The organism is Bacillus cereus group sp. MG4 (assembly GCF_040460055.1).
Classification (GTDB): Bacteria; Bacillota; Bacilli; order Bacillales; family Bacillaceae_G; genus Bacillus_A; species Bacillus_A wiedmannii.
Genome location: NZ_JARVGZ010000001.1, coordinates 5,377,384 through 5,403,305, shown reverse-complemented (window position 1 = coordinate 5,403,305; position 25,922 = coordinate 5,377,384). Strand labels below are relative to the sequence as shown.

Below are 25,922 nucleotides of genomic sequence, written 5' to 3'. Positions count from 1 at the left end.
CCACTTTCCTAAAGGTTAATTATTCACATTTACTTCTTATACCGGCTGTAACTCCTCCATAAAATCAAGCAAAGATCCTACAGTAAGAAACGCTTTTGGGTCTACCTCATCCTCCGGAACGCATAACTTTACATCCATTTCTATGTATACAATGAGCTGTAACATCATTACCGAATCTATATATAAATCTTGATTTAAGCGCATCGTTTCTTCTAAATGCGTAACGTTTTTGAGTTCCATTTTCCCTGTCATAATTTTCAAAACTTCATTTTTTAATGTTTCACGTTTCATGCTGTAACCTCTCCCATCTCTAGTAACTTTCTACTTACTTTTCCAGTTTTATTTTTCGGAATTTCAGTTACACTTTCAATCTCATGCGGAACTTTATAAGATGGTAAATGCTGCATACACCATTCTCTTATTCGCACTGGATCAACATGAGAGATTACTTTCGCTTTAACAACTTCGCCCATGACAGGATGTTTCCCTCGATATACAATGGCCTCTTGAACACCTTCTAATCGAAGTATTGTTTCTTCTACCTCTATCGGAAAGACTTTCAATCCTGAAACGTTAATCACATCGTCCATGCGTCCCATAAAATGAAGGCCACGCTCAGATTTATATCCCAAATCTTTTGTGAAAATTTTCTTATCATTCATTTTCACTACGATTTCTTCAGGCATATTTTCATCTGAACCTATGCTTATACTCGCATGAGGTAGCGGATTTCCTAAATCTAAATGGCTTTTCATATCATGACATATACTAATACAACCCGCTTCAGAACAACCGTATTGCTGCATCATATATGTTGTCGTTTCTTTTAGTTTATAAAACAATGCTTCTGGCAAAGGCGCTCCGGATGTCATAATTTTATGAAACTGAAACGTTCCTTGTGGGAAACTCCCCATAATATGTAACATAAGTGGTACTGCATATATGATATGTTTTTCTGTATTGCGAACTATATTTAATGCGAATTTAGGATTTTTATTCGTAATGATGATAGGTTTGCTTCCCCGCGTAATTGCGGATAACGTACCACATATTAATCCGTATGAATGTGAAACAGGAGCCATAACGACCGGCACTTCATCTACTTCACAGTTTAAAGCTTCATTATAAGCAGTAATTTCTGTGTCCACTTCCGTCCATGCTCTACGAATCAGTTTCGGTTCTCCTGTTGTACCAGAACTATATTGCAATAAAGAGGGCTCTTCTAGTAAAGCTTTCACTACTTCTAATTTCGTAAAATCGCCATATTCTCCATATAAAATCCCGATACAATTTGCACGCTTTGCCATTTCAATAGCCGTTTCTTTTGGCGTATCTTCATGTATAAGCAATACTGAGGATTTCTTTTCTTTTAAGAAAAACACAAGCGTAATAATATCGAATGGATCTTTCAGACAAAGAGCAAATCTATTTCCTTCTGCTTCTTGAAATTGTTCCATTTCCTCATAAACTTGTAATCTCAAATCAAAATCACTTTTGCTATACTCTTGTTTATTAACGATTAGCATAATTTCCCCCTGTAACAACTGATTTTTGTTTGATAAGTTGCCTTGCTCTATACAATGGATTTGGAACTTCATGAACAAGCGATTCCACATCCATATATAATCGACGCTTCGTTAATTGCTCAGCATAGAATGTAGGAGTATATAGCTGAATACTTTCAAATCTATCTTTCAAGTGTGGATATTTTCTAAAATGATTTTCAATTTCTTCGACCACTATTATCCAAAAACTTTCTTCTTTACAATCATATTCATCCGCAAATACGAAAGCTAATTCTCCTACATTAAATAAGAACAGTGCATCTAGTACCATCTCTTGTAAACATTCAATACGATCCATTTCAAAGAAATCATTCATTTTTCCATTCGCATACGTTTTATGCATTTTAGTAAAGTCTGGACATTTATTCATTTCTTTTAAGAATGGACGATAAAACTCAAGTCCTTCATGGAAATCCTTTAATGCAATACGGACAGGTAGCCCTTCTTTATGAACTAAAATCATATTTTGTCCGTGTGATTCTAATGCGATTCCATGCTCTACAACAAGATGTACAACTGGTATGATCGCTTTTTGAATCAGTAATCGTAGCCAATTTTCTATCCCATATTTGTTTAACCATGCATCAATAACTGGTATCCCGTCTTTCTCTTTTGCATATAAGCCGTTAAAGGGAACCGCATCCTCTTGCTCATCTAAATGGTTATGAACACTTTCACGCCAAATGCACCCTAATGAACCATATGTGGCTTTCTTATTCGTATCATACGTTACACTCGAAAATTCCTTTAACAAAATAATGCGCGATTCATCCCTTAAATAAGAATCCTGACTTACGACATCACTTAACCAATTCGATATAGCTGGTGCACTCACAACTGAATATGGTTTCAGCGTACGGAGTGTTGAAGTGTTAAGTATGTTCAGCGATAACTTTACATATGGTCTCTTTGGATTCGTAACATTTCTTAACGTCCTCATCGATTGTTGCGCGCAATAATCATCCGCTGATTTTCCTAAATAAATTATATTTTTATCCTGTATATGATCAGCGTAATTTGGAATGATGAAATTCTCCCACTGCCAAGGATGAACAGGTATAAACACGTACTGTTTTGGATTACATCCCGCACTGTGAATTCGTTCCATATACGTTTCTAATGTATGCGCGCCTATCTCACCTTTTAAAATATTGTCATAGATCATTTCATTTTCATAACCTACAGTCACATACTTCTTATGAGCTGCAATCCATATAATTTTTATTGGTCTCATAAATTCATATCCATATTGAAAATTGTCACGATATTGAAACCCAATGCGTGCTTTATAGCTAGGATGATATGGATGACCGTCTATTAAATGGCTTTCAAAGTCATCGTACGATTTTTGGGTATATTTCACCTTATTATGTCTTTCATATTGTGCAATCGTGTCTTTAAATATCGTTTGTTCTAATTCGTGAATAAAAGAATCTAATTTCGTTTGTTCTACGTTAACAACCCGAAAAACTTCTTCTAAAAATTGTGAAACTGATTGTATTTCTTGTTTTTCCTCTTGAACTCTTACTATTAATGAATCTATAGAGATGCGTCCAAATGTCATTCGTTCTCTTCCGTAACATTCGTACGTGACAATTCTGTTGTCCTCATCAAGTCCTTGTATAAGAAAAAGAATTTGTTCTTCGTTTTCTATGCGAATTGGCGTAATAATCCCTTCATAAATTAACGACTCTACTAATTGACGTAACACTCTTCTTCGTACTGAAATGTAATCTTTTGATTCAAGCGCTTTCAATATTCTCGTATGATATATGTCCACTCTCATAACTCCTCCACCTTATGAAAAATACCATTATTTGTATTACGTGAAATTTTAACGTTATTTATGAACGGACAGCCACTTCTCTAACGAGAGGATTCTGTACCTGTACGTAAATTGCTTGTTCTAAAGGATTACTTAACTCATCGACATCGAAAAATCTCGTTAATAAATTTGCTTTACATGCCAACTTATCCTCTTCCAACAATTCTCTTAAAAAGGTCGAAGGTTCACGGTTATAAGGAAGGAACGATTCAAGTACAGATCTTAATTCCGAGAGAAGAATTTCCTCCTTAATTAATCCAGCTGTACCAAATCCATTAATGAGTCCAAACATATGATTAAAAATTAAGTAATAACGAAATCTCTCATCTACAATATAGTCGTCATATAAATTTCCAGTACGTTCTCCAATACCAGCTAACTCATTATTAAGCATCTCTTTCATTGAGTTACAGAAATAAAAACCTTGATTATCACGGAAATAATATTTGACCGGGTAACCGTCCTTTAGCTGAACAACGCTATTTTGCTGATGCGCTTCTAATGCAACACCATAATGTAAGTACATCCATACCATCGGCTTTAAAGAAATATTCATATATCGTCTAAACCACTCTAAACTTACTTCTTCACAGCTTTTACCTTCTAAATCTGCTAGTCGATGAATAATATTCGATAAACGAGTACGTTCCCCAGGTATAGCATCTTGAACTAATCCAGCAATTAAAGTAGCGTCATTTGCATGTTCACTGTAAAAAGGATTCTCTCGTATAATTACTTCAAATCCAGATTCTTTTGCCCCGTAATTTAATGTAATAAATGCTGGATCACAAATAAAATCAAAACCTGGAAACTTGTCTAACACTTCACCAATTGCTGTATTTAGCATTTCCTTTCCTTCAAGACCACTCTCTAGTTCTTTCAATTTATTAATGCGCATTGAATTTGTTACTTTTACTGGAAATGAAAACTTAAGCATATATTTTGATTTAGGATGATATAACGTTCTGAGTGATGATGTTGCCATATAATACTTACCTGCTGGACCGATATATTCAAGTACTCCTTGATCTATCCAATCCTGTACGTAAGGTTGGTGTAATAGCCATTCTGCCTGAAGCGGATGAATTGGAAGTAATGAATATTCATCTTCATTACAATACTTCGATATAAATTCTTTACAAACCATCTCATCATTACGTAACTCTTCTTTTAGAATTATTGTTGTAGAATCTAATAGTAATGATTTTTCATTTACTATACTTTTATGTGCCCTAAAATAATGAAGCTGACATTCTCCTTTTAATTCTGGAGAATACATGGCACTTTTCCACTCCAAAATACCTTGTCTACTCTTTGGAGTTGGATGAGTTAAATGTCCAAATAATAAAGATTGCTCCGCTTCTATAAAGGATGTATGGAAACCGTATAATGCAGATGTATCTTCTATTCTCTCCTTTGTAAATTCTTCAATATTTTGACAACTACAAATAACTCGAAGCATAAGTTCAGCAGGATTCGTCCCTTCTCCGTAGTTGATAGACATCTCTTTTATTAAGAACGTAATCACTGTAACGTAATCAGCTTTAATAACAGAATTACTTTCTCCAATTTGATAGTAAAACTGTTCTCCAAATAAATGGCGATCTGTTGCTGAATTATATATAACTTCTCCATACAAAGTAACGTTCTGTGCCGATAGCCGACAACATAAATATGTGGGGACTGTATCTCTATTCAACGTATTACTGAAGATGCTTTCTATTCTTTCATCCTCTGTAATCCATTCTCCACTCCCTGTTTCTCTTAAATAACAGTTTAAAAAACTTTGTAATGTTGCATGTTCTGCGATTTGTTTCGCATGCTGCATGTTGGTCCTCCTCTTTATATTAAAGCAATCGAGATTTTATATAATTAACAACAATTGAATATCGTTATCAACTATGATTCTAATTGATAATGATATTCAATTCAATAGTATATTTCAGAATTTTTTTATGAAATACAATTTTTATTTTTTTCTTTTTTTTCTTTAATCTAGTTAAAAATACACTAAAAAAAATTCTTATTTTCAAACTAATTAGCTACTATTTTTTATAAATCCATCAAAAAGTGAAGAAAGGTATACCTGATTTGGTATATTTTTCTTCGCTTTTTGTTTACATAATATTATTATTTATACAAAGATATATAACTGTTTGTATAACAAATTCAAATCTCTCCAACAATAGGCTGTCTCTTCTACCTGTACTCGCTCTAAAAATTTCGTATCAATTTTTTCTGGATTAAATTTTTCATAAAAATTTTTAGAAGGATTATTCGTAACAACCCATACTAAAAGTGATTGCATATCATTGTTTATACATTCCGATAATAAAGCTTGAAATAACTTTTGTCCTATTTTCATTCCTTGATATTCTTCTAAAAGGTAGATTGCATATAATTCCCCATCACAATTATATGCACCACTTCTTTCCACTCCCCCGTCAATGAATCCGATTATTGTTTCATCTGACGTCTCTGCTACAAATCTATATTGGTATGTATCTTCTTGTTGAAAAATGTTTTCCCATTGTTTTTCTCGTTGCTCATATGTTATATTTTCTAAAAATTCGTCAGCAAATATCCCTTTATATGTTGTTTTCCAGCTATCAACATGCACCTTTGCTATACCTCGTATATCATCTTTTATCGCTCTTCTAATATGTATTTCCATCATTTCTCCCCCCTTGTTATTCATCATTATATCAATTTTTTTCCTTAAAAATCCAAATAAAAAAAGAGTGAATGCACTTCACTCTTTTTTATCACAATTATCTACTTTCCACTTCAACTGAAACAACACGATCAATCTCTTTCAGGGAACTATATAACTCTGTTGTATATAAATCTTCTGGAGCTAAAATAACCATTTCCAATTGCTGAAATGCTCCACCATCTATATCTTTAATTTTTACGCGTTTCACATGCATACCTAAATTTTTAATTTGCTTAAATATACCATCTAACTCATGATGCTCTTTTACAGTAATTTTTATAGATAAATCTTTTTGTCTTAATGAATACGGGCCTGCAATTTTCACAAGTTGTGGAAGTACGTTAATTGCTAAAATAATTAAAATCATTGCAACCGTCGCTTGTAAATAAAAGCCTGCCCCAATTGCTATACCTAAAGCTGAAGCAGCCCACACCATAGAAGCTGTCGTTAATCCAGAAATAACATCATTACTTCTTCGTAAAATAACACCTGCCCCAAGAAAACCAATCCCACTCACAATTTGAGCAGCTAGACGCATTGGATCCATATTTGTATGCCCTGGAACAGAATATACATGTACGGCTTCAATTGAAACCATCGTAATTAAACAACTTGCTACAGAAATAACCATACTTGTTTTCACACCAAGCGGTTTATTCTTTAGCTGCCTATCTATCCCGATGAATAATCCTAAAAAGAGTGCTAAACCTAATTTGAGTAAAAATTCATATGACATATTTCCATTCTCCTTACTTTACAATGTTTCCCTTGGAATAATTCACTATAACTCTTTTATGATATCAATTCCAGTCTTTTCTATTCATTTAACGTAAAAAGCCGAAAAAACATTTGTAACGATGTTTCTCCGGCTTTTTATTATGCTTAAGATTCTTCTTTATTTCTGATCTTTAATCTTAATCTCTGCATCTTTGTAGAATGCTAATTTACTGTCATTATACTCATTTGTAAAATTGTTAAATTGCTCTTTTGATTTTTGTGCTTCCACAGTTAATTCGTTAACAGCCTTAACTTTTTCACCAATCTCTTTTAATTTCGTTTCTTTTACTTTTAATTTTTCATACAGTTCTTTTTCAGTCGCTAACGCCTTCGTATAATTTTCATTCATCTTTTGGAATGCATCATAACGGTTTTTATACGACTCTTCTACTGCTTTCGCTTGTTTTTGTAACTTCTTATCTTCAAGCTTCTCTATATTTCCTTGAACAGATTTTGTTTCTTGCTGAGCTTTTTCTAGCATTTCTTTCTCATTTTTCAATACTTTTTCACGGTCATCTACATTTGCAGTAGCTTGCTCTATTTTCTTCATAACAGCGTCATTATGATCTTTACCTTCTTGTAAAATTTGAGAATATAGCTCTTGACCTTCATTCTCTAATTTCTCTAATTTCTTCGCTTCATCAACTAATGATTTTTCTTGTGTCGCTGCTGTTTCAAAAGCTGTGTATAGATTTTCTTCTGGTTTTTCACCGAAACAACCTGTTAATAGTCCTACTGATAGTGCTCCAACTACTGCTACTTTTCCATACTTCAACGTTCATTCCTCCATTACATACGGTTATCATGCCAGAAATTCACTGAGAAGTGACTCTCTTCATGATAAGCTTCAAACTCATAACCCTTTTCTTTTAACCCTTTTAAAATTGCTGGCACAGCAGCAACTGATTGTGGGTGAATGTCATGCATTAAAATGACTTCCTGTGGTTTTGTTGCATTTGTTATTACATTTTGAGCAATTTGTGCTGCCGCTGCATCAACTTGCATTTTGTTATATTTCCAATCTAATGAATCAATTGTCCAATCCCATACTTTAAAACCGCCCTCTACCACTTTATTTCGAAGACCTTCATTTAATCCAGGCATCGAACCGTATGGTGGACGTGTTAATTTAGGTGATTTTCCAATAATATTTGCGATTAAGCTTTGATCTTCTTTCATTTCATTTACATACTCGCCATTTTTATATAACTTTGCAAAATTATGTGTCATACTATGCATACCTACATAATGACCCTCTGCATTTTCACGTTTCACTAAATCCGGAAATTCTTTTACATTCGCTCCAATTAAAAAGAACGTCGCCTTCGCATCATGCTGTTTTAACATATTTAACAATTCAGCCGTATATTTCCCTGGGCCATCATCAAATGTAAGATAAGCAACTTTTCTTTCTTTTCCATTAAAACGACTTGGTGCCGTTTTATTCATTTCTACTTTCGGTTGTTCACTTGCAAGCTGTACTACATTTTCTTGTTTTGCAACAGCCTTTGCTGGTGAAGTAATGGATTGAAACATGAAATACCCAATAGCTACTGCTGCAATCGCTATTAAAACGACTACTACTCGTTTAATTTTAAAAGCTTTTTCCATTCTATCGAATTCCTCTCCCTATTAATCTTATATATAAATCACCCAATATAATTATACATCTATTTATTTTATTACACTATATAAACAGACTTTTTATGTATTATAATGGGAGTTTTATTAAAATGGTTGTTCCTATTCCTTCTTTACTTATAATACTAAGTGTACCTCCATGAAGCTCCACCATTTTTTTAACGATAGCTAAACCGAGACCAGCACCTGTAGCATGGTTATTAATCTGGTAAAATGACTGTTCTATATATGGTAAATGCTCTTTAGCAATTCCAATCCCTTCGTCTTTCACCTTGATCACTGCTTGTCCTTCATTGTTAGTCGCTTCAATGTGTATTGTACCTTTATCATGTGAATATTTAATAGCATTTTGAACAATATTCAAGAAAATTTGCTTTAGCCTATTTCGATCTCCCATCAATTCAATTCCTTCTATCGTATTAATAAATTGAATTTCTTTCTCTTCAGCGTTAGGAGTTAATTGCCAAATCGTCTCCTCTAGTATATCGTATATTTGCACCTTTTGTTTATATAAATTGAAATGATTTGATTGTAATCTTGAAAAATCTAGCAATTCTTCTACTAAATGAATCAATCGGTCTGTCTCACCTGATATAATTCCCATACCTTGCTTTATCTCTTCTTCTGTTAAATGATCTACCGTTTTTAACGTCTCACTCCAACCTTTAATTCCAGTTAAAGGCGTTCGTATTTCATGAGAAATAGAAGCAATGAATTCATTTTTCATCTGTTCCGCTTTTTCTATTTTATTAGACATATGATTTAAACTATGTGCCAACTCACCTAATTCCCCTGGATAATCCTCTTTAATTTTCTTCTTTAATGTACCTTCTGCAATTTGTGAAGAAGCATGAATAATAGATTCGATAGGTTTAACAAACGAATTCGCTAATCGTCTACTGATTAAGAATACGATACCAGAAATGACAATTCCAACTGAAATAGTAAACATAATAATTTCAATAATCTTTGCATTTACATTCGTTAAAACAGTTGTATATTTCAAAGCACCGATCGTTTGTCCTTGATGAATAAGTGGACTAATCACTTCCAATTGTTTCACATTGTCCTTCGTAGCAGTCACTTGATGATACATTTCTCCTTCTAGTAACGAATATGGAATAACTACTTTACCTTCTACCTTTTGTCCACTTGACGATTGTATAATCGTACCATGCCGATCAATTAATTGTAATTCGGTTCCTTCTAACTGAAAGCTCTCAATTATATCCCCGCTGTATTCTTGCAATCGAATAAAGTATAGTGAATTGTATTCAGAGAAAAATCGCGTACTTGTCTTCGCATGAGATTCTATATATTGCACAATACCATTATAATAATATCGATAAATTGAGACTGAAAATACGACTTCAAATAATACAAGCATAAGTATAATGACCGTCATAAAATATAAAGTCACTTTTCTTTTCATCTTATACTTTCCTTCCACACATATCCTTTTCCCCACACAGTAAGAATAAATTCAGGTTCTGATGGATTACATTCTATTTTTTGGCGTAACCGCCTCATATTTACATCTACTACTTTCGTCTCACCTACATAATTCGTTCCCCAAATCATATTTAAAATTTCATCACGTGAAACCGGCTTTGAAGCCTGATTCATCAAATACTGTAATATCATATACTCTGTAGGGGTTAAATCGACTAATTGTCCACCTTTATATAGTCTTTCCTCTATTACATTTAACGAAAATGGGCCAGATATGATGATATTCGCTTTTTCATCATGTACTTCTATTCTCCTTAGTAACGATTGTATACGTGCAGTTAATTCCACTGGACTAAACGGCTTTGCGATATAATCATCTGCACCAATTCCTAGTCCTTGTACTTTATCTTCATTTTGTACGCGTGCGGTTAACATAATAATACCTATTTTTTTATTTTCTTCCCGGATGGATTTACAAACTTGAAAACCATCAATTCCTGGTAACATTACATCAAGTAATGCTACATCAACAGTATGTTCACATAAAATCTGTAACGCCTCTTCTCCCGTACTAGCTTCTAACACATAAAATCCAGCACGTTTCAAATTCAAGACGATAAAACTACGAATAGGCATTTCATCTTCTAAAACTAAAATTGTTGGCATAATTTCCACCTCCCTACTCTTGTTGATAATCGGCTAGCGGTTTTACATATGCTTTCACTTTTTCAAAATGTGGTTGTTTCGGTACAGCATATACGTGAGAAGCTGTTTTAACTGCTGCTTCGTATCCTTTTATTTTGAACCATTCTTTCCGCTTAAATATATGGACTTCAAGCCATAATTCTTTTGTACTTGTCTCCAAAAACTTTTGAGAATTTGATTCCTTTTGCTCATCTGTTATCGTAATTTTTCCAATTAACTCTTCAGGAATTTTCACATAATATCCTTTTTCTATATCGATATATCTTTCTTCAATTGGTTTAATTCCAGATTCACTCCACTGTATGTAACGTTCGAAAAGCGGACTATCACCATGTGATTTATCTTCCCAACCTTGTGGACGCACTGTACGAACAAATTCAATAATGCCGTCTTCATTAACATCTTTACTTTCTACAACATATTCATTGAACAAATCTTCTTTCCCATCTATAGGTAATACCTCATAATGACCCTTATCAAATTTTGCTACATAAGTTACACCTGAATGAGCCCCAATTCCCGCATCAATTACAAGCGCCTTTATTGATTTAGAAATACGGCCCATTTGTATTCTTTGAATACTATTTATAAATGGATCGAATGACGCTTCAGATAACGTCTTAAATTGTTCAATGAACTCAACTGTCAACTTTTCATCTTTTTCATACGTAACAAGACTTAAATCTTTCAATCCATTTTTATTTAGATCGTCTATGAATAACTTCGTATAACTTCGATTATATATTTCCTTCATATCTTCATTTTCTTCCGAAAAAACATACATAACATGTTCTAACGATTCACGATTTACAGAAATTCCGATTAATAACTCTCGCTTCCCGTTCCCTGTAAAATCACCGACTTCAACGATATCTACATCTCCACCATCAAATCTGTGCGTGGACTTTACTTTCCATCCATTTCCGACTTCTTCATATACAGCTAAATATACGCTATGATCTTCATTCGGCAATTTATAAAATAAGATGGCTTCTTTCTTATTATCTTGTTTAAAATCCATTGACCAAATCATCTGTTTATCTTTATTAGACATTGGAGTAAGCAATCGATAATTTACAGGCAAATCTTTATCTATTTGCTCTTTTAGTTCATTAATCCATTTTTCATTGGTAGGAGCTTCCATTAAACTTATTGGAGCTTCAGACATTTTACATCCAGTCAACATAAAAATGATTCCCATAATGCCTATCCATTTCTGCATATAATATCTTTCCTTATTACAGATTTTCATTATTTCTCTTTACTTTTTGCTTCTCCAATATTCTCATACATATGAGTATAATTTTTCTACAATAAAAAATCGTTACAGAAAAGTTACAAATGTATCCCCATAAAAAAAGATTGGCAAAGGCCAATCTTTTTTTATTATTCATTTCGAACTGATTTTGGTGTTACACCTAAATGATTATTTAATTTTTGCGAAATATCTTTCACATTTTTTTCGTTTGGAATGTAATAATAAATACCACCGATACGTTTATCCGTACCTTCAATTTGCATTTTTTCCATTTCCAAATTAGATCCTGCCATATTTTTCGTAATAGCAAGCATATCATCGAAAGTTAAGTTCGTTTTCATATTTTTATCAACCGCATCAAGTAAAGAACCCATTTTGCTAATTGATTGGACAGACATCGCTTTTTTTGCAATTGCTTCTATTACAAGTTGTTGTCTTTGACCACGCATAGCATCACTGTCAATTTTACGCGTTCTTGCAAGTGCAAGTGCTTGTTCTCCATTTAAATGTTGATAACCTTTTTCTAAATGGATCATACCAGCTTGGTCTTTACTATCTTGTTCTGTGAAAGTAACTGGTACATCAATATCAATACCACCAAGTGAATCGACAATTTGTACGAATGATTCAAAGTTAAACTTCACATAATAATCAACAGGAACATTTAAAAATCTTTCCACCGTATCTCGTGTACTTTCCACACCACCAAATACGTGTGCATGTGTAATTTTATCTAATTTCTTCCTAGATGGAATATATACACGTGAATCACGCGGAATACTTACTAATTTAACTGATTTATCATCTTTATTAATTGTTGCTAATAAAAGTGCATCTGTTCGAACAGCTTCTCCGTATTGACTTTTTCTCATTTCACTACCATCTACACCCATAATTAAAATTGAAATGTTATCCTTTAAAGGTTCAACTTCTTTATCACGCTTCGATGACTTATCAATTTGTGCATATGCATCACTTACCACTGCTTTTGCTTTATTATATATTAACGATCCATATCCTACTCCTCCAAAAATAAGTAGGAAAAATGGAATTAAAATGAACCATTTTATTGACTTTCTTTTAGAACGTTTTTTATTACTTCTCGTATTTTGTTCTAATTCAGAGCTCATCTTCATTCGCCTCTCTTTCTCTTTCCCTAGTATAATGTATGTCTAGTATTCTTCATATTGAATTTCCTTTCAAATACCTTACATTTTTGTAAGGTTACATGATGAATCCAATATGTATTCCATTTCACATTATACTCTCGTGCTTATTTTTGGCAAGTCACTATTTATATAAAAATATAATAAAATCTATATATTGTAATTAAATTAGTTTGGTTTATACATAGTTTGCTTTCCATTATTAATAATGAAAGCTGATTTTGCTTTTATTTTCGTCTTTTCTATTTCCATATCTTCATTTGAGAAATTTACAATAATTTTAATATTTTTTCCATACGAAGCAGATTGTACTAACTTATCCTCTGACAAATATGCAAAGTTCGTCATTTCTTCTCGTACTGCCTTTTCATGAACTTCATTCCAAACTTTCAGATGCTTCGTAATTTCTTGTTTATGCTTATTCCACTCTACTTCATCTAAATGGTACAATGGAGGAACGTTATACAATAACTCATATAACATACGGTTTCCTACCTCATCTTTTACCTTCAAACTTCCCCATTCCCAGTGGTGCGTTGTAATTACTGAATCATTGTATACTAATTTATATAACGGTACTGAATATACAGGATTTAAATACACTTGTTTATATTCTTCTTTTAACGGTACTTGTTTTGCATATTTTTCTGGAACATTTTGATTCGGTGACCAATATCCGCCCACATAATACGGACTTGTTTTATTTTTCCTCATATCTTCATCGTCCCATTTAATAACCGGCGTTTCAATACCATGAGCAAATGCAATCGTGCTACTTGCAAAGTCATTTCCGCCTTCTGAGCCAACTACCATACCTTTTTCTTGCGCAATATAATCCATTCGTTGCAATCTTGCTTTTAAATCTTGTTCTTGTGTCGTTATATGTTTGGCTGAATAGTCATCATAAATTTCACCTGTTGCATCACAATCAATAAACCATGAATTATATTTAGGTCCATTTTTTAATATCTCGTTCATTCGCTCTTTTACACTAGGAAGAGATAAAGTTGGATTTAACTTTCGCCCTTTACCTAAAAATCCTTGCACTTTTTCTCCATTTTTCTTCGTCACAGTTGCCTCTTCATATAACGATGGATCCTGAAAAGAAGCTGTATTCCAATTTTTATCAGCTTTTTCGTGAATAGAATGATAAGAATCATACGGACCAACTAAATATCCTATTTTCTTAGCTTCTGTCACGAAATCAGGCTGCATATACCCTTGTTCCCAGTTCGGTAACCCAATCCACGCTTTGTCTATTCCTGATTCTTTCATTTCCTTTATAATATCCGTTCCATCTGCGTTACCCCATTTACTTACTTCTTCAATCGCATCACCGAGCGCCGACTTTAATACATGCTTATTTAAGTTATATAACTCCATCTTCGATAAGTGATCTACCCCTTTGTTTAATAACTCACTAGCGTTCTGATCAACCTTTTGAAAAATATCATCTTTATACAATTCCTTCATTGATAATACTTCATTTACATAACGCAAAATAACATTTTTTTGGTACTTATCAATGAAATCTTGTTTACTTACTTGCTCAAACACACTCAGTTCTCCAGGCTCCGAACTATTCTTTTGAATAAGCCCTTTTATATGACTAAATACAGGACTATTTATTTGCTCTCTTATTTTAGGCCAATTTACGTTACTGTCAGACAAACCATTTTGATTCCAAAAATAAAAATGAGCAGCACCATAAAGTTTTTCAATCTCTTTATTTTTTCTAGCCTTTTCTTGTAATGTTTTAAATTCACCTTTTCGAGCAATATTACCCTTATACAGTTTAGCAATACTGACTGCATCATTATTTGTCACATATAATTGAAATCCATATGTTTTATTTTTATTTATACTCGGGAATTCATGTATAAAATCAAATCCTATTTTCGGATCCGAATGAAATTTCAATTCATTATTAAACATATTGTTCGCAATATATACAATGGAATATTTTGAACCATTTAACGCAAAAAACTTCATAGAAAATGATTCAGCAAATGAATATGCATCATCCTTTAAAAACTTCTTCCAATTTTCATCATTACTCGGAATTTGTTTTCCTTCCCATAACGGAAGTGTATAATTTTCAGCTTGTACTTTCGGCCACGTAAAGCTTTCTGCACCAGTCGATTCGACTTCAATATTTAAGTGATCTTTTTTCTTTTCTAGATTCACTTTTACTTTTTGATCTGGATATTCCCAAGATGTGCGATCCTTGTCTTTTTTTACATTCGACACCTTCATTTTCGGTAACGGCTGTGACGCCTGTTCCTTTACACCATCATGTTCTACAGTTAACATGAAAGTCTCTGGATTTACATCGTAAGTAAACTCTTTATACGTCGCTTTCTTTACTTTAGACTCTTGTACAGCCTTGTTACCTTTTACATCACACCCGACTAAAGTCGAAAATGACATCGTTGTAAGAAGACATATTGCTATCATTTTTTTCATCTTCTGCACCTCCACCACTGAATATACAGGGGCTTTGTTACAGGAATGTGGCAAAAAGAATCCGACTTTGAAATAGAATCACGTTCTGTTTGAGTAAAGTTGCAACAATACATGAAATTATGCTGAAACAGAATTCTATTTTTATCGACGTTTTGATAAAGAATATCGACTTAGCTGCAAAATATGAAATTAATATCCTACCTATTAATAAAAAGCCGTCCCAAAAACCTTTGGGAACAGCTCTCTTAAAAGTATAATATTAAGTTCATTTTCACCAATTATAACTTCAAATAACTCCAGATTTCTTCACCTAAAAAAGTAACTGTATATAATATAACCTAAAACTAGCACTAAAATTACTAGCGCTGTACCCTTCCAATTCATACCACCCGTCATATCAACTGGACTACCTGATTCAGCTCTGTTGAATCCATCATGTAAAGAACCGGTAGGATTATTTTTCAATTCACTTTGCCTTATACGTTCTCTGTTTTCTTCTGGTGACTCTTTTTTCATACGATCACCTCTAAATTAATACATACTTTACTAAATTATACATTATTACTTTTCTTTTATATGCCAATTGAAAAGATATTTACAACAAAAAAAGCTAGCAATGCTAGCTTTTTTATAGCCCTATATGTTCTTCTTTATTTACAATAATTCCTCTATGATCGATTTCTAGCTCACACACTTTCATAGACGTAAATACTCTCGCTAATTGGTCAGCAATTTCTTGACGCTTCTCATACGGAGTTAAAATAAAAATGGATGGTCCCGCACCACTAAGCGCTGTGCCGTATGCTCCAAACTCTTTCGCACATTTACGAATTGAGGGTAATAGCGGTACGAGTTCTAAACGATACGGCTCGTGAAAATGATCTCTTTCCATCATTTCACCTACAACTTCCCACTTCTTTTGACAAAACGCAGCTACTAATACGTTGCTGATTGCACTAGCCTTAACTGCTTCATGAAATGGAAACACATCTGGTAATACAGATCGGCTTTCCTCTGTATTTAACTCTTCATTTGGAATAAGAGAAATTACACCTAATTCCTTACTTTCAATTCTTACAACCGAAACATTCTTTCTATCAAGTGCTCCGATTACAGTTCCACCTAATATAGAAGCCGCAACATTATCTGGATGCCCTTCAAAATTTGTTGCAATTTGAACTTTTTGATCAGTCGTTAAGTTCAAATTGCCAAGTTGATTCGCAAGCTCTATCCCTGCTACAATTGCTGATGCACTACTTCCTAGTCCTCTTGTTAGTGGAATATTACTAGTAACTTCTATTATGTGAGGTGATAAAGAAGGACATACTTTACATGCCGTGCTAACGATTAAATTTTTATCATCTGTCGGAATTGATTCTTCAAAGGAATGGATTACTTGCCATTTATCAGCTTTTTCTTTTACCACCACATCTAAATATAATGACAAAGCTATTCCTACTGAATCAAATCCAGGTCCAACATTCGCTGTACTAGCAGGAACATGAATACTTAATGGTATCACGACATAATCACCCCTTTAATATGTTCTTTAATTTGTTCTATATTATTTGAAACACTTGCAATGTCTAATGTATTAGAAGAAATTGCGATATCAGGATCTTTCAAGCCGTTTCCAGTTAAAACTGCAACAACTGTCTCTCCTTTTTTGATTTTTCCAGATTGAACATGTTTAATTACACCTGCTAATGAAGCATTTGATCCCGGCTCAGCGAAAACCCCTTCCGTTTTTGCTAATAATCTATACGCATGTAAAATTTCTTCATCTGATACCATATCTATTTCACCGTGTGACTGTTCAGCAGCCTCTACTGCATATGACCAACTTGCGGGGTTACCGATACGAATCGCTGTTGCAATTGTTTCAGGTTCTTCAATGACATGTCCTTTTACAATTGCTGCTGCTCCTTCTGCTTCAAATCCGTGAATTCTTGGCTTCTTATAGCCTTTTTCTTTCTCATATTCACAGAAACCTTTCCAGTACGCTGTAATATTTCCGGCATTCCCAACAGGAATCGCTAAAACATCTGGTGCACTTTGCAACTGGTCACAAATTTCAAATGCTGCTGTCTTTTGCCCTTCAATTCGATAAGGATTCACTGAATTTACTAATGTAATCGGCTCTTCCGCAGCAATATTTCTTACAGCCTTAAGTGCATCATCAAAATTTCCTTCTATTGAAATGATTTCAGCTCCATAGGCGACTGCTTGCGCTAATTTTCCATGTGCAATCTTTCCTTCAGGGATTACGATTATACATTTCATTCCAAGGCGTGCCGCGTATGCTGCGGCCGATGCCGAAGTATTACCTGTTGATGCACAAATAATTGCCTCCGAACCTTCTTCTTTCGCCTTCGCAACAGCCATTACCATACCACGATCTTTAAAAGAACCTGTCGGATTCGCTCCTTCATACTTACCGTATAACTGAATTCCTAATTGTTTTGATATATTTAATAACGGAATAAGCGGTGTATTTCCTTCCATTAAGCTCACATCAGGTGTATTTTCATTCACCGGTAAATAAGAAGCATACTGTTTTAATAATCCTTTATACATATTGTTTTTCCTCCTCAATAATGTAATAACTGTTTATTTCACTTGCGACATTTTCTATCGCTCCTAGTACTCGTTCAAATTGATACTTTGAAGTTTGATGTGTCACAACAACGACTTCTGCAAGTTCACGATTTAAAGGTAATTGAATAACTTCTTTTAAACTTACAGAATAATTAACGAAACATTCTGTTATTTTTTGTAACATCCCAGGTTCATCTCGTAATGAAATACGTAAGAAATATTTCGAAACGACTTCTTCATCTCCTTGTAATTCATACGGTTCTGGTTCTTTTAACGCACTTTTATTTTTCGGAACTTGATTCATACTTTTAACGATTGAAATAATATCACTTACTACAGCAGAACCAGTCGGTAACTTCCCAGCTCCAGGGCCGTAAAACATTACTTCTCCTACCGCTTGACCGTGAACATATACTGCATTAAATTCATTATTTACATTCGATAATGGATGATGGCTTGGTAAAAGTGTCGGTTCTACACTTAAATGAATGGCTGACCCTTGTTTCTCTGCTTTACCAATTAATTTCATAGTAAATCCTAACTTTTCAGCCATTTGTAAATCTTCTTTTTCGACCTTTCGAATCCCTCTTACTTGCACATCATCTAAAGAAACATTCATCGAAAAACCTAAGTTTGCAAGAATGGCTACCTTTCTCGCCGCATCTAACCCATCTACATCCGCTGTTGGATCCGATTCTGCGAAACCTAATTTTTGTGCTTCCTGTAAAGCCTCTTCATACGACCATCCCTTTTGACTCATCTTTGTTAACATATAATTTGTTGTGCCATTTACAATTCCCATTATTTTTTCAATTTGATCTGAAGCTAATCCGTCTGTTAATCCCCTTAACACCGGAATACCGCCCGCTACACTTGCTTCATAACATAGATCACAATCATTTTCGTTCGCCAGGTGGAGAAGTTCCGCACCGTATACAGCCATTAAATCTTTATTTGCTGTTACGACATGTTTTTTATTTCGTAAAGCCTTAACAATATGTTGCTTTGCTTCTTCAATTCCGCCCATTACCTCTACTACAATATCAATATTTGGATCATTTAGAACTTCATCGACATGACTTGTTACTACGATTCCATCAATGCAAACATCACGTTCTTTTTCTAAGTCACGTACAACGACTGTCTTTACCTTCACTTCATACCCTGTATCAAGTGCAATTTTTTTATAATGTTCTTTCAAAATATGGACAACACCACTTCCGACCGTACCTAATCCTAACACCCCAACATTAATAACGTTATTCATCTTCTAATCTCCTCCTACAATTTTATTATTTATCTCTATCAATCACCTTGCTCTGCTTTTTAATCATGCAGGTGGTGGTTGTTTCCGTACGTACAAATCGTTTCATTTTACTGCACCTCCTTTCAAAGTAAAAAAACACACTCATCCCTAGGAAAGGGACGAATGTGTTTTCGTGGTTCCACCCTTGTTCCAATCCAGACTTATTTCCTTCTAGATTGCTCAAGCTCAGATAACGGCTGATTCCGTCAATAATTACTAGATTACTCGTTCACTATTGAAGTTCAAAGGTGGTAAAACCATTTCTCGTGTTAGGAAGCTCACACCCTTGGCTTCCCTCTCTGTAAACCGTAAAAATGATTTCATGTCCTTATCGTTACTTTTTCGTTCATATATATTTGTTAACTCATTATACTCGCATAAAAAACAAAATCAATATATTTTTTAATTATTTTAAATTTTCAATTTCATAATCCATAAAAAAACACACTCATCCCTAGGAAAGGGACGAATGTGTTTTCGTGGTTCCACCCTTGTTCCAATCCAGACTTATTTCCTCCTAGATTGCTCAAGCTCAGATAACGGCTGATTCCGTCAATAATTACTAGATTGCTCGTTCACTATTGAAGTTCAAAGGTGGTAAAATCATTTCTCGTGTTAGGAAGCTCACACCCTTGGCTTCCCTCTCTGTAAACCGTAAAAATGATTCCGTGTCCTTATCGTTACTTTTTCGTTCATGTCTATTTGTTAATTTATTATAGTTATGAAGTTTTTAAAAAGCAAGCCTATTTTTACTAACTATTATCAAAATTACTTTTTATTATATTTCACAATAACATTTTACAACCACCGCTTGATTTACCTATTTTGTAATTTTCCCAGTTTGTAAATCAACGGTTTATATATAAATACTCCATTCTAAAACAAGTAGAAATCCGCCTTAAAAAATATATTAATAAAGCTTTTTTAATACAATCTTTTCGTATAACTTTCTTCTAAAGAACGTGCAACATCTTCTTCTGAACCATTCACTTTCGCATGCTCCAGCAACATTTTTGCTGCTGAAGGTAACTCTTTTTTATTTAGCCATGACTCTGAATCCCACATTTTTGAACGAATAAAAGCTTTCGCGCAATGAATATAGCATTCCTCTATTTCAACAACAATTCCAAGTAACGGATTCCGTCCATTTGCCTGCATTTCTTGCAAAATTCCTTCATCGTTTGTTATATACGCTCGACCATTTATTCTGAGTGTCTCCCCAAGACCTGGAATAAAAAAGATTAATCCTACACGTGGATTGGAAATAATATTCAAAATGGAGTCTATACGACGATTGCCTGGTCTTTCTGGAATGATGATTTTATTATTATTTAATACGTATACAAATCCAGGTGCATCTCCTCTCGGCGAAGCATCACACTCTCCCAATTTATTTGCAGTAGATAATACTAGAAAAGGAGATTTAGACAGAAAGTCTACGCAATGGTGGTCTAATGATGAAATAACTTTTTTTAAAGCTCGTTCACTTGGTTGCCCTAATAATTCTCGCAATTCCTTCTCTGTTGAAATTATCGATTTGATTTCCTTACCCTCTATTCCCACTAATAACGACCCCTTTTTTCTTTATTTTCCCAAAATTCAATACAAATATTGTATAATATAATTTGCAGAAAGGGGAATTTAAATGACAGAGTGGTTAACAATATTTGATACTGAAAGAAACATACTTGGGAAAAAATTACGTGATGAAGTGCATCGTGACGGTGATTGGCACGAAACATTTCATTGTTGGTTTGTAGAAAAAGATGATGAAGATATGTTTTTATATTTCCAATTACGCTCTAAAAATAAGAAAGAAGCTCCACTTATATGGGATATTACTTCAGCTGGACATCTTATGCATGATGAAGAAGTAGAAATTGGCGGTCTTCGTGAAATTGAAGAAGAATTAGGACTTTCCTTTCAAACTACTGATTTAGCATACAAAGGAATCTTTACAATAGATTATGAAATTTCAAATCTTACGGATCGCGAGTTTTGCCATATGTATTTTCACAATGTCATCCAGTCACTTCCATTCGCACCAGGTGAAGAAGTAGACGACGTGATGAAAATACATGCAACTTCTTTTCTACAACTTTTAAAAAGAGAAATTTCATCTTTAACGATTATTTCTGTTTTGAACAATAAACCAATTACAATAACGTTTGAAGATATTTATCCATATGATCTTGCATACTATGAGTTTGTTATAGAGAAAGGAAAAGAATTATTAAAAAATAATAGTTTGTAAATAAAATAGGACTCCCATTTTAAAGTACTTGGGAGTCCTATTCTTTATAGTGGATGATTGACAATACCCGACTGATTTAAATTCCAGTTTATTTATTTTCTTTCTTTTGATGTCTGGAACATACTTGGCAGCGTTACAAAGCGTGCCCCTTTCGTTTTCAACTGCGGAATAATTTTGTCTAGCGCCTCTACAGATCCTTGCAAATGCCCGCCTGGAGTCGAATGCTGAAGTATAACACTGCCAGGAAATGAATTCCCTAACACATTATTTGTAATCGTATCAGTGCTTACTCCTTTCCAATCAACCGTATCAACACTCCATTGTACAATCATAAAATTTTGCTCTGTCGCCCACTTCAATTGATTTTCAAGTATTTCACCGTACGGCGGACGAATAAACTTTGGTGCATAACCAGCTAAACGATTTAATATTTCTTCTGTTTTTATTATTTGATTACGGTACTCCGCCTCATTTACTTTCGCTAAGTTCGGATGGCTATACGTATGATTACCAATTACATGCCCTTCATTCGCAATACGCTTTACTACATTCGGAAACTTTTCTGCATTTTCACCAAGCAAGAAGAAGGTCGCCTTCACATTATGTTGTTTTAACTTATCTAAAATTTTCGGCGTAAATTCTAAATCTGGTCCATCATCAAATGTAAGAGCTACTTCCGCTTTATTGTACGGTCCTGAAAATGCATACGCATATTTTTCGACCCACGAAAATGGTGTCCACGATCCACGCTCGTATGCTTTCATTTGTACTGTATAGTTTTGAGGGATATATGCGTATGGCAATGAGCTTATATAGTCTCCATAATAAAATGAGTTATATGGCATATATGCGTACGAATCATCTCGTTCTAGTCCCCATTCATATGGGGCAAACATTTCTGGTGAATAAAAATAATACATGATAAAAACCTCCCTAAAATTTCATATGTGATTCCTCTTCACTTTGTTAGAGAAATTATTATTCATTAACAAAAATAAGACTGTCCATAATTAGGACAGTCTTACTGCTTTATATTATTAATAAATCGATGTACTATCTTTCGTCAAAGCTTTCACATGTTTTAAATAGCGTGTCACTCTGTCATCATCACCTTGCGGGTATTGATATCCATATGTGTTAGCAATTTCGTTCGCAACTTCTCTAAATAAATCGCCCATCACAAAGAATGACTCCCATATGTTTTCATATTCAGCATTCGAATAGGTCCGTTTAAAATGTTCCCACATATCTTTTTCAATATATTGCTCGAAATGCTTTCCAAACTTACCTGTATTAACTGTTAAGTCTGTATTCATACCAATATGCCATTCTAACATTACGATAAACATATCTCGTACCGGACCATCAAGCATGCCTTTCGCATAAGAAAGCTCTTCCCTCCATAGTCCTTTTGCAACATTCGTACTACACCACCAAAATTCATTGCAACAATCTAAAAACTCTTTTTCTGTAGGCTTTTTTATTAAGTAGTCCCTATCGCTTGCTGGTGGAAATTCAACAATACAATCATCTTTATCCAGAAGCAGTTGACTTAAACTATCTTGTCCAACGAACTTATTTAGCAAATCAAACGGAACGAGCGTTAAATCAATTCGATTTCCATCCATAAACTGCATTAAATACGGAAATTTCCCGTCCTTATCTGCTGGAACTAATGACATTTCTTCCGGCATTTGTACAATCATTATTTCTCCAAATCTATGAATCCAATTATGATTAGACGTAAAAGATTGTATATCATTTACAACAAACATAATATCATAGTCTTGAAAACAATCTCTTTTCACATGTGGATTTACACGTGACCCATTCATGATGACAGCTCGAATTCTTTCATCCTCTTTTGCTGTATTAATAATTAAGTCTAACATTTCTTTTTCAGTTCTCATCTATTCCTAACCTCCAATTATTAATATAAACTTATCTTTTCAAGTATGTTGGAGGTCCACGAGCTAGCTGTGTTGCACACGATACATGTTATAATTTTTGAAACATCTTTTTCATTGTCTCTCGTCCTATTTTTTTATATCTATTCTTCTAAATCGTTCACATACAAGCAATATATCATCAGAAAAATCATGACCCACTTCATTCAATTTACTTCTGAAATATCTTTCATGAATCTCCTTCCAATTTTTATAGCTTTCATCCCCTTCAGCAATTGCAAACTCTTCTGTAATTTCATTCATAGGTACAATTGTTACTTCAATCGTTTTTACAATTGCTACCGGATTTTCATCGTGATCCAAAACAACAGAGTAGTCCTCTGTAGTTGGTAACGGTATATTCTTTAATTCATAGAAGAGATATGCAGAACAAGTTGCCGTTTTCGTTCCGTCAACTACTTGCTTAGCAAGACGATTTGGGGTATCACCAAATTTCCATGCACTCACCGATTTTGGTATCTCAGCATCTTTCCAATACTCCGCCCAGTATTGTTGCGCTGCTTCATTCATTATCTCTCACTCCCCTAAACTCTACTATAAGTGTAATAGACTTTCGATCCGTATCACTCTTTTACAACTGCCATTACAAACCCATCGTAGCCTTTACTTCCTACAGTTTGAAGCGCAGTAGCACTTACACGTGGCTCTGCAGCTATTAATTCATAGAAGCGACGTATCCCTTGTACACGAGGATCGTTACTCGTATTGTCAATAACTTCTCCTTCCCGTACTACGTTATCACCAATAATTACAGTACCAGGGCGTGATAGTTTCAGTGCCCATTCAAAATAGGTAGGGTTATTTTGTTTATCAGCGTCTATAAAAATAAAATCAAATGGTTCATACTTCTCATCTTCTATTTGCTGTAAAGAATCTAAAGCTAATCCTACTCGTATTTCAATTTTATCAGTCAATTTAGCACGTTCAATATTGCTACGTGCAATTTCTGCGTGTTTTTCACTCGATTCCAATGTAACAACTCGTCCTTCAGATGGCAATGCTCTTGCAAGCCATATCGTGCTATATCCGCCTAGAGTACCAATTTCTAAAATGTTCCGAGCTCCTTGAATTTGTACTAATAGTTGCAAAAACTTCCCTTGCGATGGTGATACATCATGTGCTGGTAAATTAGCTGCAGCATTTGCTTGAAGAACTTCTTCTAATGTAGAATCTTTCGGTATTAATACATCACTCACATATCGATCAACAGCCGTCCATTTCTCAATCGTACTCATGTAAATACCATCCCTTTCAATACTTTTCTACCATTCACATTTGATTATACCGAAAATTCTGTCTCGTGAACAAAAATAAAAAAGGACATCTATTCCATTACAGAATAGATGTCCTTTTACATATAAATTTAATTCCTATGGATTAGTAGACCAAAGTCCAGCTGATTTAATAAATGTACGTTTATTTAATTTCAGCTGCGCTACGATAAACTCTGCAATATCTTCTGCTTGCATTACTTTATCTGGGTTTCCATCAGTTAATCCTAAATCTACAGCCATATCAGTTGCTACTGTACTTGGCGTTAAAGCTGTTACACGAATGTTATGCTTACGAACTTCCATCGCTAACGATTCTGTTAAACCAAGAACACCAAATTTAGAAGCACTATATGCACTCGTTACAGGTGCACCTTTTTGTCCTGCTGTAGATGAAATGTTAATAATATCGCCAGATTGTTGTTCAATCATGCTTGGTAAAGCGGCACGAGTTGCATAGTATACACCCATTAAGTTTACTTGAATGATTTTTTCCCAATCAGCAACGTCTAATTCTAAAAACTTACCAAATTTAGAAATACCAGCGTTATTAATTAAAATATCGATAGAGCCTAAACCATTTTTTAACGTTTCAATTGCAGTCGTTACCTCTTCATATGAAGATACATCAGCAGTCGCAATAACAGCTTTTACGCCTTCTGCTTCTACTTCTTTCGCTACAGCTTTTAAGTTTTCTTCTGAACGAGCTAAAAGACCGACATTTACGCCCTCTTTCGCTAATGCGATTGCTACAGCGCGACCAATTCCTCTACCTGCTCCTGTAATTAAAGCATTTTTGCCTTGTAATAATTCTGCCAAGTATAACACTCCTTAATCATCTCAGTTATGTATTATATTAAAATTGTATCTATGTTTATGTAAAAAGGCAATGATGCACTTTCATGTGCGTAGGTTACTTATAGGTAACTATGGAAGTTTTTTATTTATAAGTCTC

24 protein-coding genes and 2 other annotated features are annotated in these 25,922 nt (G+C 34.1%); of the genes, 1 reads left to right on the top strand and 23 read right to left on the bottom strand.

From position 1 onward, the window contains the following. Positions 1–36: 36 nt before the first annotated feature. From asbD to QCI41_RS28345, 18 genes are all read right to left on the bottom strand, one after another. Positions 37–291: a petrobactin biosynthesis protein AsbD gene (gene asbD, locus QCI41_RS28430; RefSeq protein ID WP_060490056.1), complete on the bottom strand. Its 255-nt coding sequence runs from the start codon at positions 289–291 to the stop codon at positions 37–39. After that, the gene (asbC, locus tag QCI41_RS28425; protein ID WP_088093107.1) at positions 288–1,526 is read right to left on the bottom strand and encodes a 3,4-dihydroxybenzoic acid-AMP ligase AsbC; all 1,239 of its coding nucleotides are present in this window, start codon (positions 1,524–1,526) and stop codon (positions 288–290) included. The genes asbD and asbC overlap by 4 nt, the downstream gene beginning before the upstream one ends. Further along, the gene (locus tag QCI41_RS28420; RefSeq protein WP_353836057.1) at positions 1,513–3,351 is read right to left on the bottom strand and encodes an IucA/IucC family protein; all 1,839 of its coding nucleotides are present in this window, start codon (positions 3,349–3,351) and stop codon (positions 1,513–1,515) included. Before QCI41_RS28420 ends, asbC begins: the two co-directional genes overlap by 14 nt. A gap of 58 nt (positions 3,352–3,409) precedes the next feature. Further along, a complete protein-coding gene (locus tag QCI41_RS28415) occupies positions 3,410–5,218 on the bottom strand; it encodes an IucA/IucC family protein (protein ID WP_353836058.1) in 1,809 nt (602 codons plus the stop codon). 306 nt (positions 5,219–5,524) lie between these two features. After that, complete coding sequence (locus tag QCI41_RS28410; protein WP_353836059.1) at positions 5,525–6,064, bottom strand: GNAT family N-acetyltransferase; 540 nt, start codon at positions 6,062–6,064, stop codon at positions 5,525–5,527. Positions 6,065–6,161: 97 nt separating this feature from the next. Further along, positions 6,162–6,842, bottom strand: a complete 681-nt coding sequence (locus QCI41_RS28405) for an MgtC/SapB family protein (protein ID WP_000119501.1) — start codon at positions 6,840–6,842, stop codon at positions 6,162–6,164. Positions 6,843–7,001: 159 nt separating this feature from the next. Beyond that, positions 7,002–7,658, bottom strand: a complete 657-nt coding sequence (locus tag QCI41_RS28400; RefSeq protein WP_353836060.1) for a YkyA family protein — start codon at positions 7,656–7,658, stop codon at positions 7,002–7,004. Between the two features lie 14 nt (positions 7,659–7,672). Beyond that, on the bottom strand, positions 7,673–8,494 hold the full coding sequence (locus QCI41_RS28395) for a peptidoglycan-N-acetylglucosamine deacetylase (RefSeq protein WP_046954997.1): 822 nt from the start codon (positions 8,492–8,494) through the stop codon (positions 7,673–7,675). A gap of 100 nt (positions 8,495–8,594) precedes the next feature. Then, entirely contained in the window at positions 8,595–9,956 is a 1,362-nt protein-coding gene (locus QCI41_RS28390) for a sensor histidine kinase (protein ID WP_046959175.1), read from the bottom strand. Beyond that, a complete protein-coding gene (locus QCI41_RS28385; protein WP_353836061.1) occupies positions 9,953–10,642 on the bottom strand; it encodes a response regulator transcription factor in 690 nt (229 codons plus the stop codon). The genes QCI41_RS28390 and QCI41_RS28385 overlap by 4 nt, the downstream gene beginning before the upstream one ends. A 13-nt stretch (positions 10,643–10,655) precedes the next feature. After that, positions 10,656–11,903: a hypothetical protein gene (locus tag QCI41_RS28380; RefSeq protein WP_353836062.1), complete on the bottom strand. Its 1,248-nt coding sequence runs from the start codon at positions 11,901–11,903 to the stop codon at positions 10,656–10,658. A 164-nt stretch (positions 11,904–12,067) separates the two neighbouring features. Beyond that, on the bottom strand, positions 12,068–13,069 hold the full coding sequence (locus QCI41_RS28375; protein ID WP_283885367.1) for an LCP family protein: 1,002 nt from the start codon (positions 13,067–13,069) through the stop codon (positions 12,068–12,070). 204 nt (positions 13,070–13,273) lie between these two features. Continuing rightward, positions 13,274–15,571, bottom strand: coding sequence for a glycoside hydrolase (locus tag QCI41_RS28370; protein ID WP_353836063.1), 2,298 nt, complete (start codon positions 15,569–15,571; stop codon positions 13,274–13,276). A gap of 306 nt (positions 15,572–15,877) precedes the next feature. Next, on the bottom strand, positions 15,878–16,087 hold the full coding sequence (locus QCI41_RS28365) for a DUF6366 family protein (RefSeq protein ID WP_353836064.1): 210 nt from the start codon (positions 16,085–16,087) through the stop codon (positions 15,878–15,880). A 112-nt stretch (positions 16,088–16,199) separates the two neighbouring features. After that, a complete protein-coding gene (gene thrB / locus QCI41_RS28360; protein WP_353836065.1) occupies positions 16,200–17,093 on the bottom strand; it encodes a homoserine kinase in 894 nt (297 codons plus the stop codon). Further along, positions 17,090–18,148, bottom strand: coding sequence for a threonine synthase (thrC, locus tag QCI41_RS28355; protein ID WP_000276442.1), 1,059 nt, complete (start codon positions 18,146–18,148; stop codon positions 17,090–17,092). Before thrC ends, thrB begins: the two co-directional genes overlap by 4 nt. Continuing rightward, positions 18,141–19,436 (bottom strand): homoserine dehydrogenase, encoded by a 1,296-nt coding sequence (locus QCI41_RS28350; protein WP_001066909.1) that lies wholly within the window; start codon positions 19,434–19,436, stop codon positions 18,141–18,143. The genes thrC and QCI41_RS28350 overlap by 8 nt, the downstream gene beginning before the upstream one ends. Before the next feature lie 151 nt (positions 19,437–19,587). Continuing rightward, positions 19,588–19,819, bottom strand: a binding site (T-box leader). A gap of 114 nt (positions 19,820–19,933) precedes the next feature. Further along, positions 19,934–20,165, bottom strand: a binding site (T-box leader). A gap of 234 nt (positions 20,166–20,399) precedes the next feature. Further along, positions 20,400–21,038, bottom strand: a complete 639-nt coding sequence (locus tag QCI41_RS28345; protein ID WP_353836066.1) for a pyridoxamine 5'-phosphate oxidase family protein — start codon at positions 21,036–21,038, stop codon at positions 20,400–20,402. An 82-nt stretch (positions 21,039–21,120) separates the two neighbouring features. On the opposite strand from QCI41_RS28345, the gene QCI41_RS28340 reads away from it, so the two are divergent. Then, on the top strand, positions 21,121–21,729 hold the full coding sequence (locus tag QCI41_RS28340) for an NUDIX hydrolase (protein WP_353836067.1): 609 nt from the start codon (positions 21,121–21,123) through the stop codon (positions 21,727–21,729). Between the two features lie 92 nt (positions 21,730–21,821). Here the strand turns inward: QCI41_RS28340 and QCI41_RS28335 are convergent, their stop codons facing one another. The 5 genes from QCI41_RS28335 to QCI41_RS28315 form a co-directional block, all read right to left on the bottom strand. Then, positions 21,822–22,649 (bottom strand): peptidoglycan-N-acetylglucosamine deacetylase, encoded by an 828-nt coding sequence (locus QCI41_RS28335; RefSeq protein WP_353836068.1) that lies wholly within the window; start codon positions 22,647–22,649, stop codon positions 21,822–21,824. A gap of 117 nt (positions 22,650–22,766) precedes the next feature. Beyond that, the gene (locus tag QCI41_RS28330) at positions 22,767–23,639 is read right to left on the bottom strand and encodes an aminoglycoside 6-adenylyltransferase (RefSeq protein WP_353836069.1); all 873 of its coding nucleotides are present in this window, start codon (positions 23,637–23,639) and stop codon (positions 22,767–22,769) included. A gap of 126 nt (positions 23,640–23,765) precedes the next feature. Further along, a complete protein-coding gene (locus QCI41_RS28325; RefSeq protein ID WP_353836070.1) occupies positions 23,766–24,206 on the bottom strand; it encodes an ASCH domain-containing protein in 441 nt (146 codons plus the stop codon). A gap of 53 nt (positions 24,207–24,259) precedes the next feature. After that, positions 24,260–24,931 carry an O-methyltransferase gene (locus QCI41_RS28320; protein WP_353836071.1) on the bottom strand — a complete coding sequence of 224 codons (672 nt, stop codon included), beginning with the start codon at positions 24,929–24,931 and terminating at the stop codon, positions 24,260–24,262. Positions 24,932–25,066: 135 nt separating this feature from the next. After that, positions 25,067–25,786 carry a 3-ketoacyl-ACP reductase gene (locus QCI41_RS28315; RefSeq protein ID WP_000818985.1) on the bottom strand — a complete coding sequence of 240 codons (720 nt, stop codon included), beginning with the start codon at positions 25,784–25,786 and terminating at the stop codon, positions 25,067–25,069. Between the last annotated feature and the right edge of the window lie 136 nt (positions 25,787–25,922).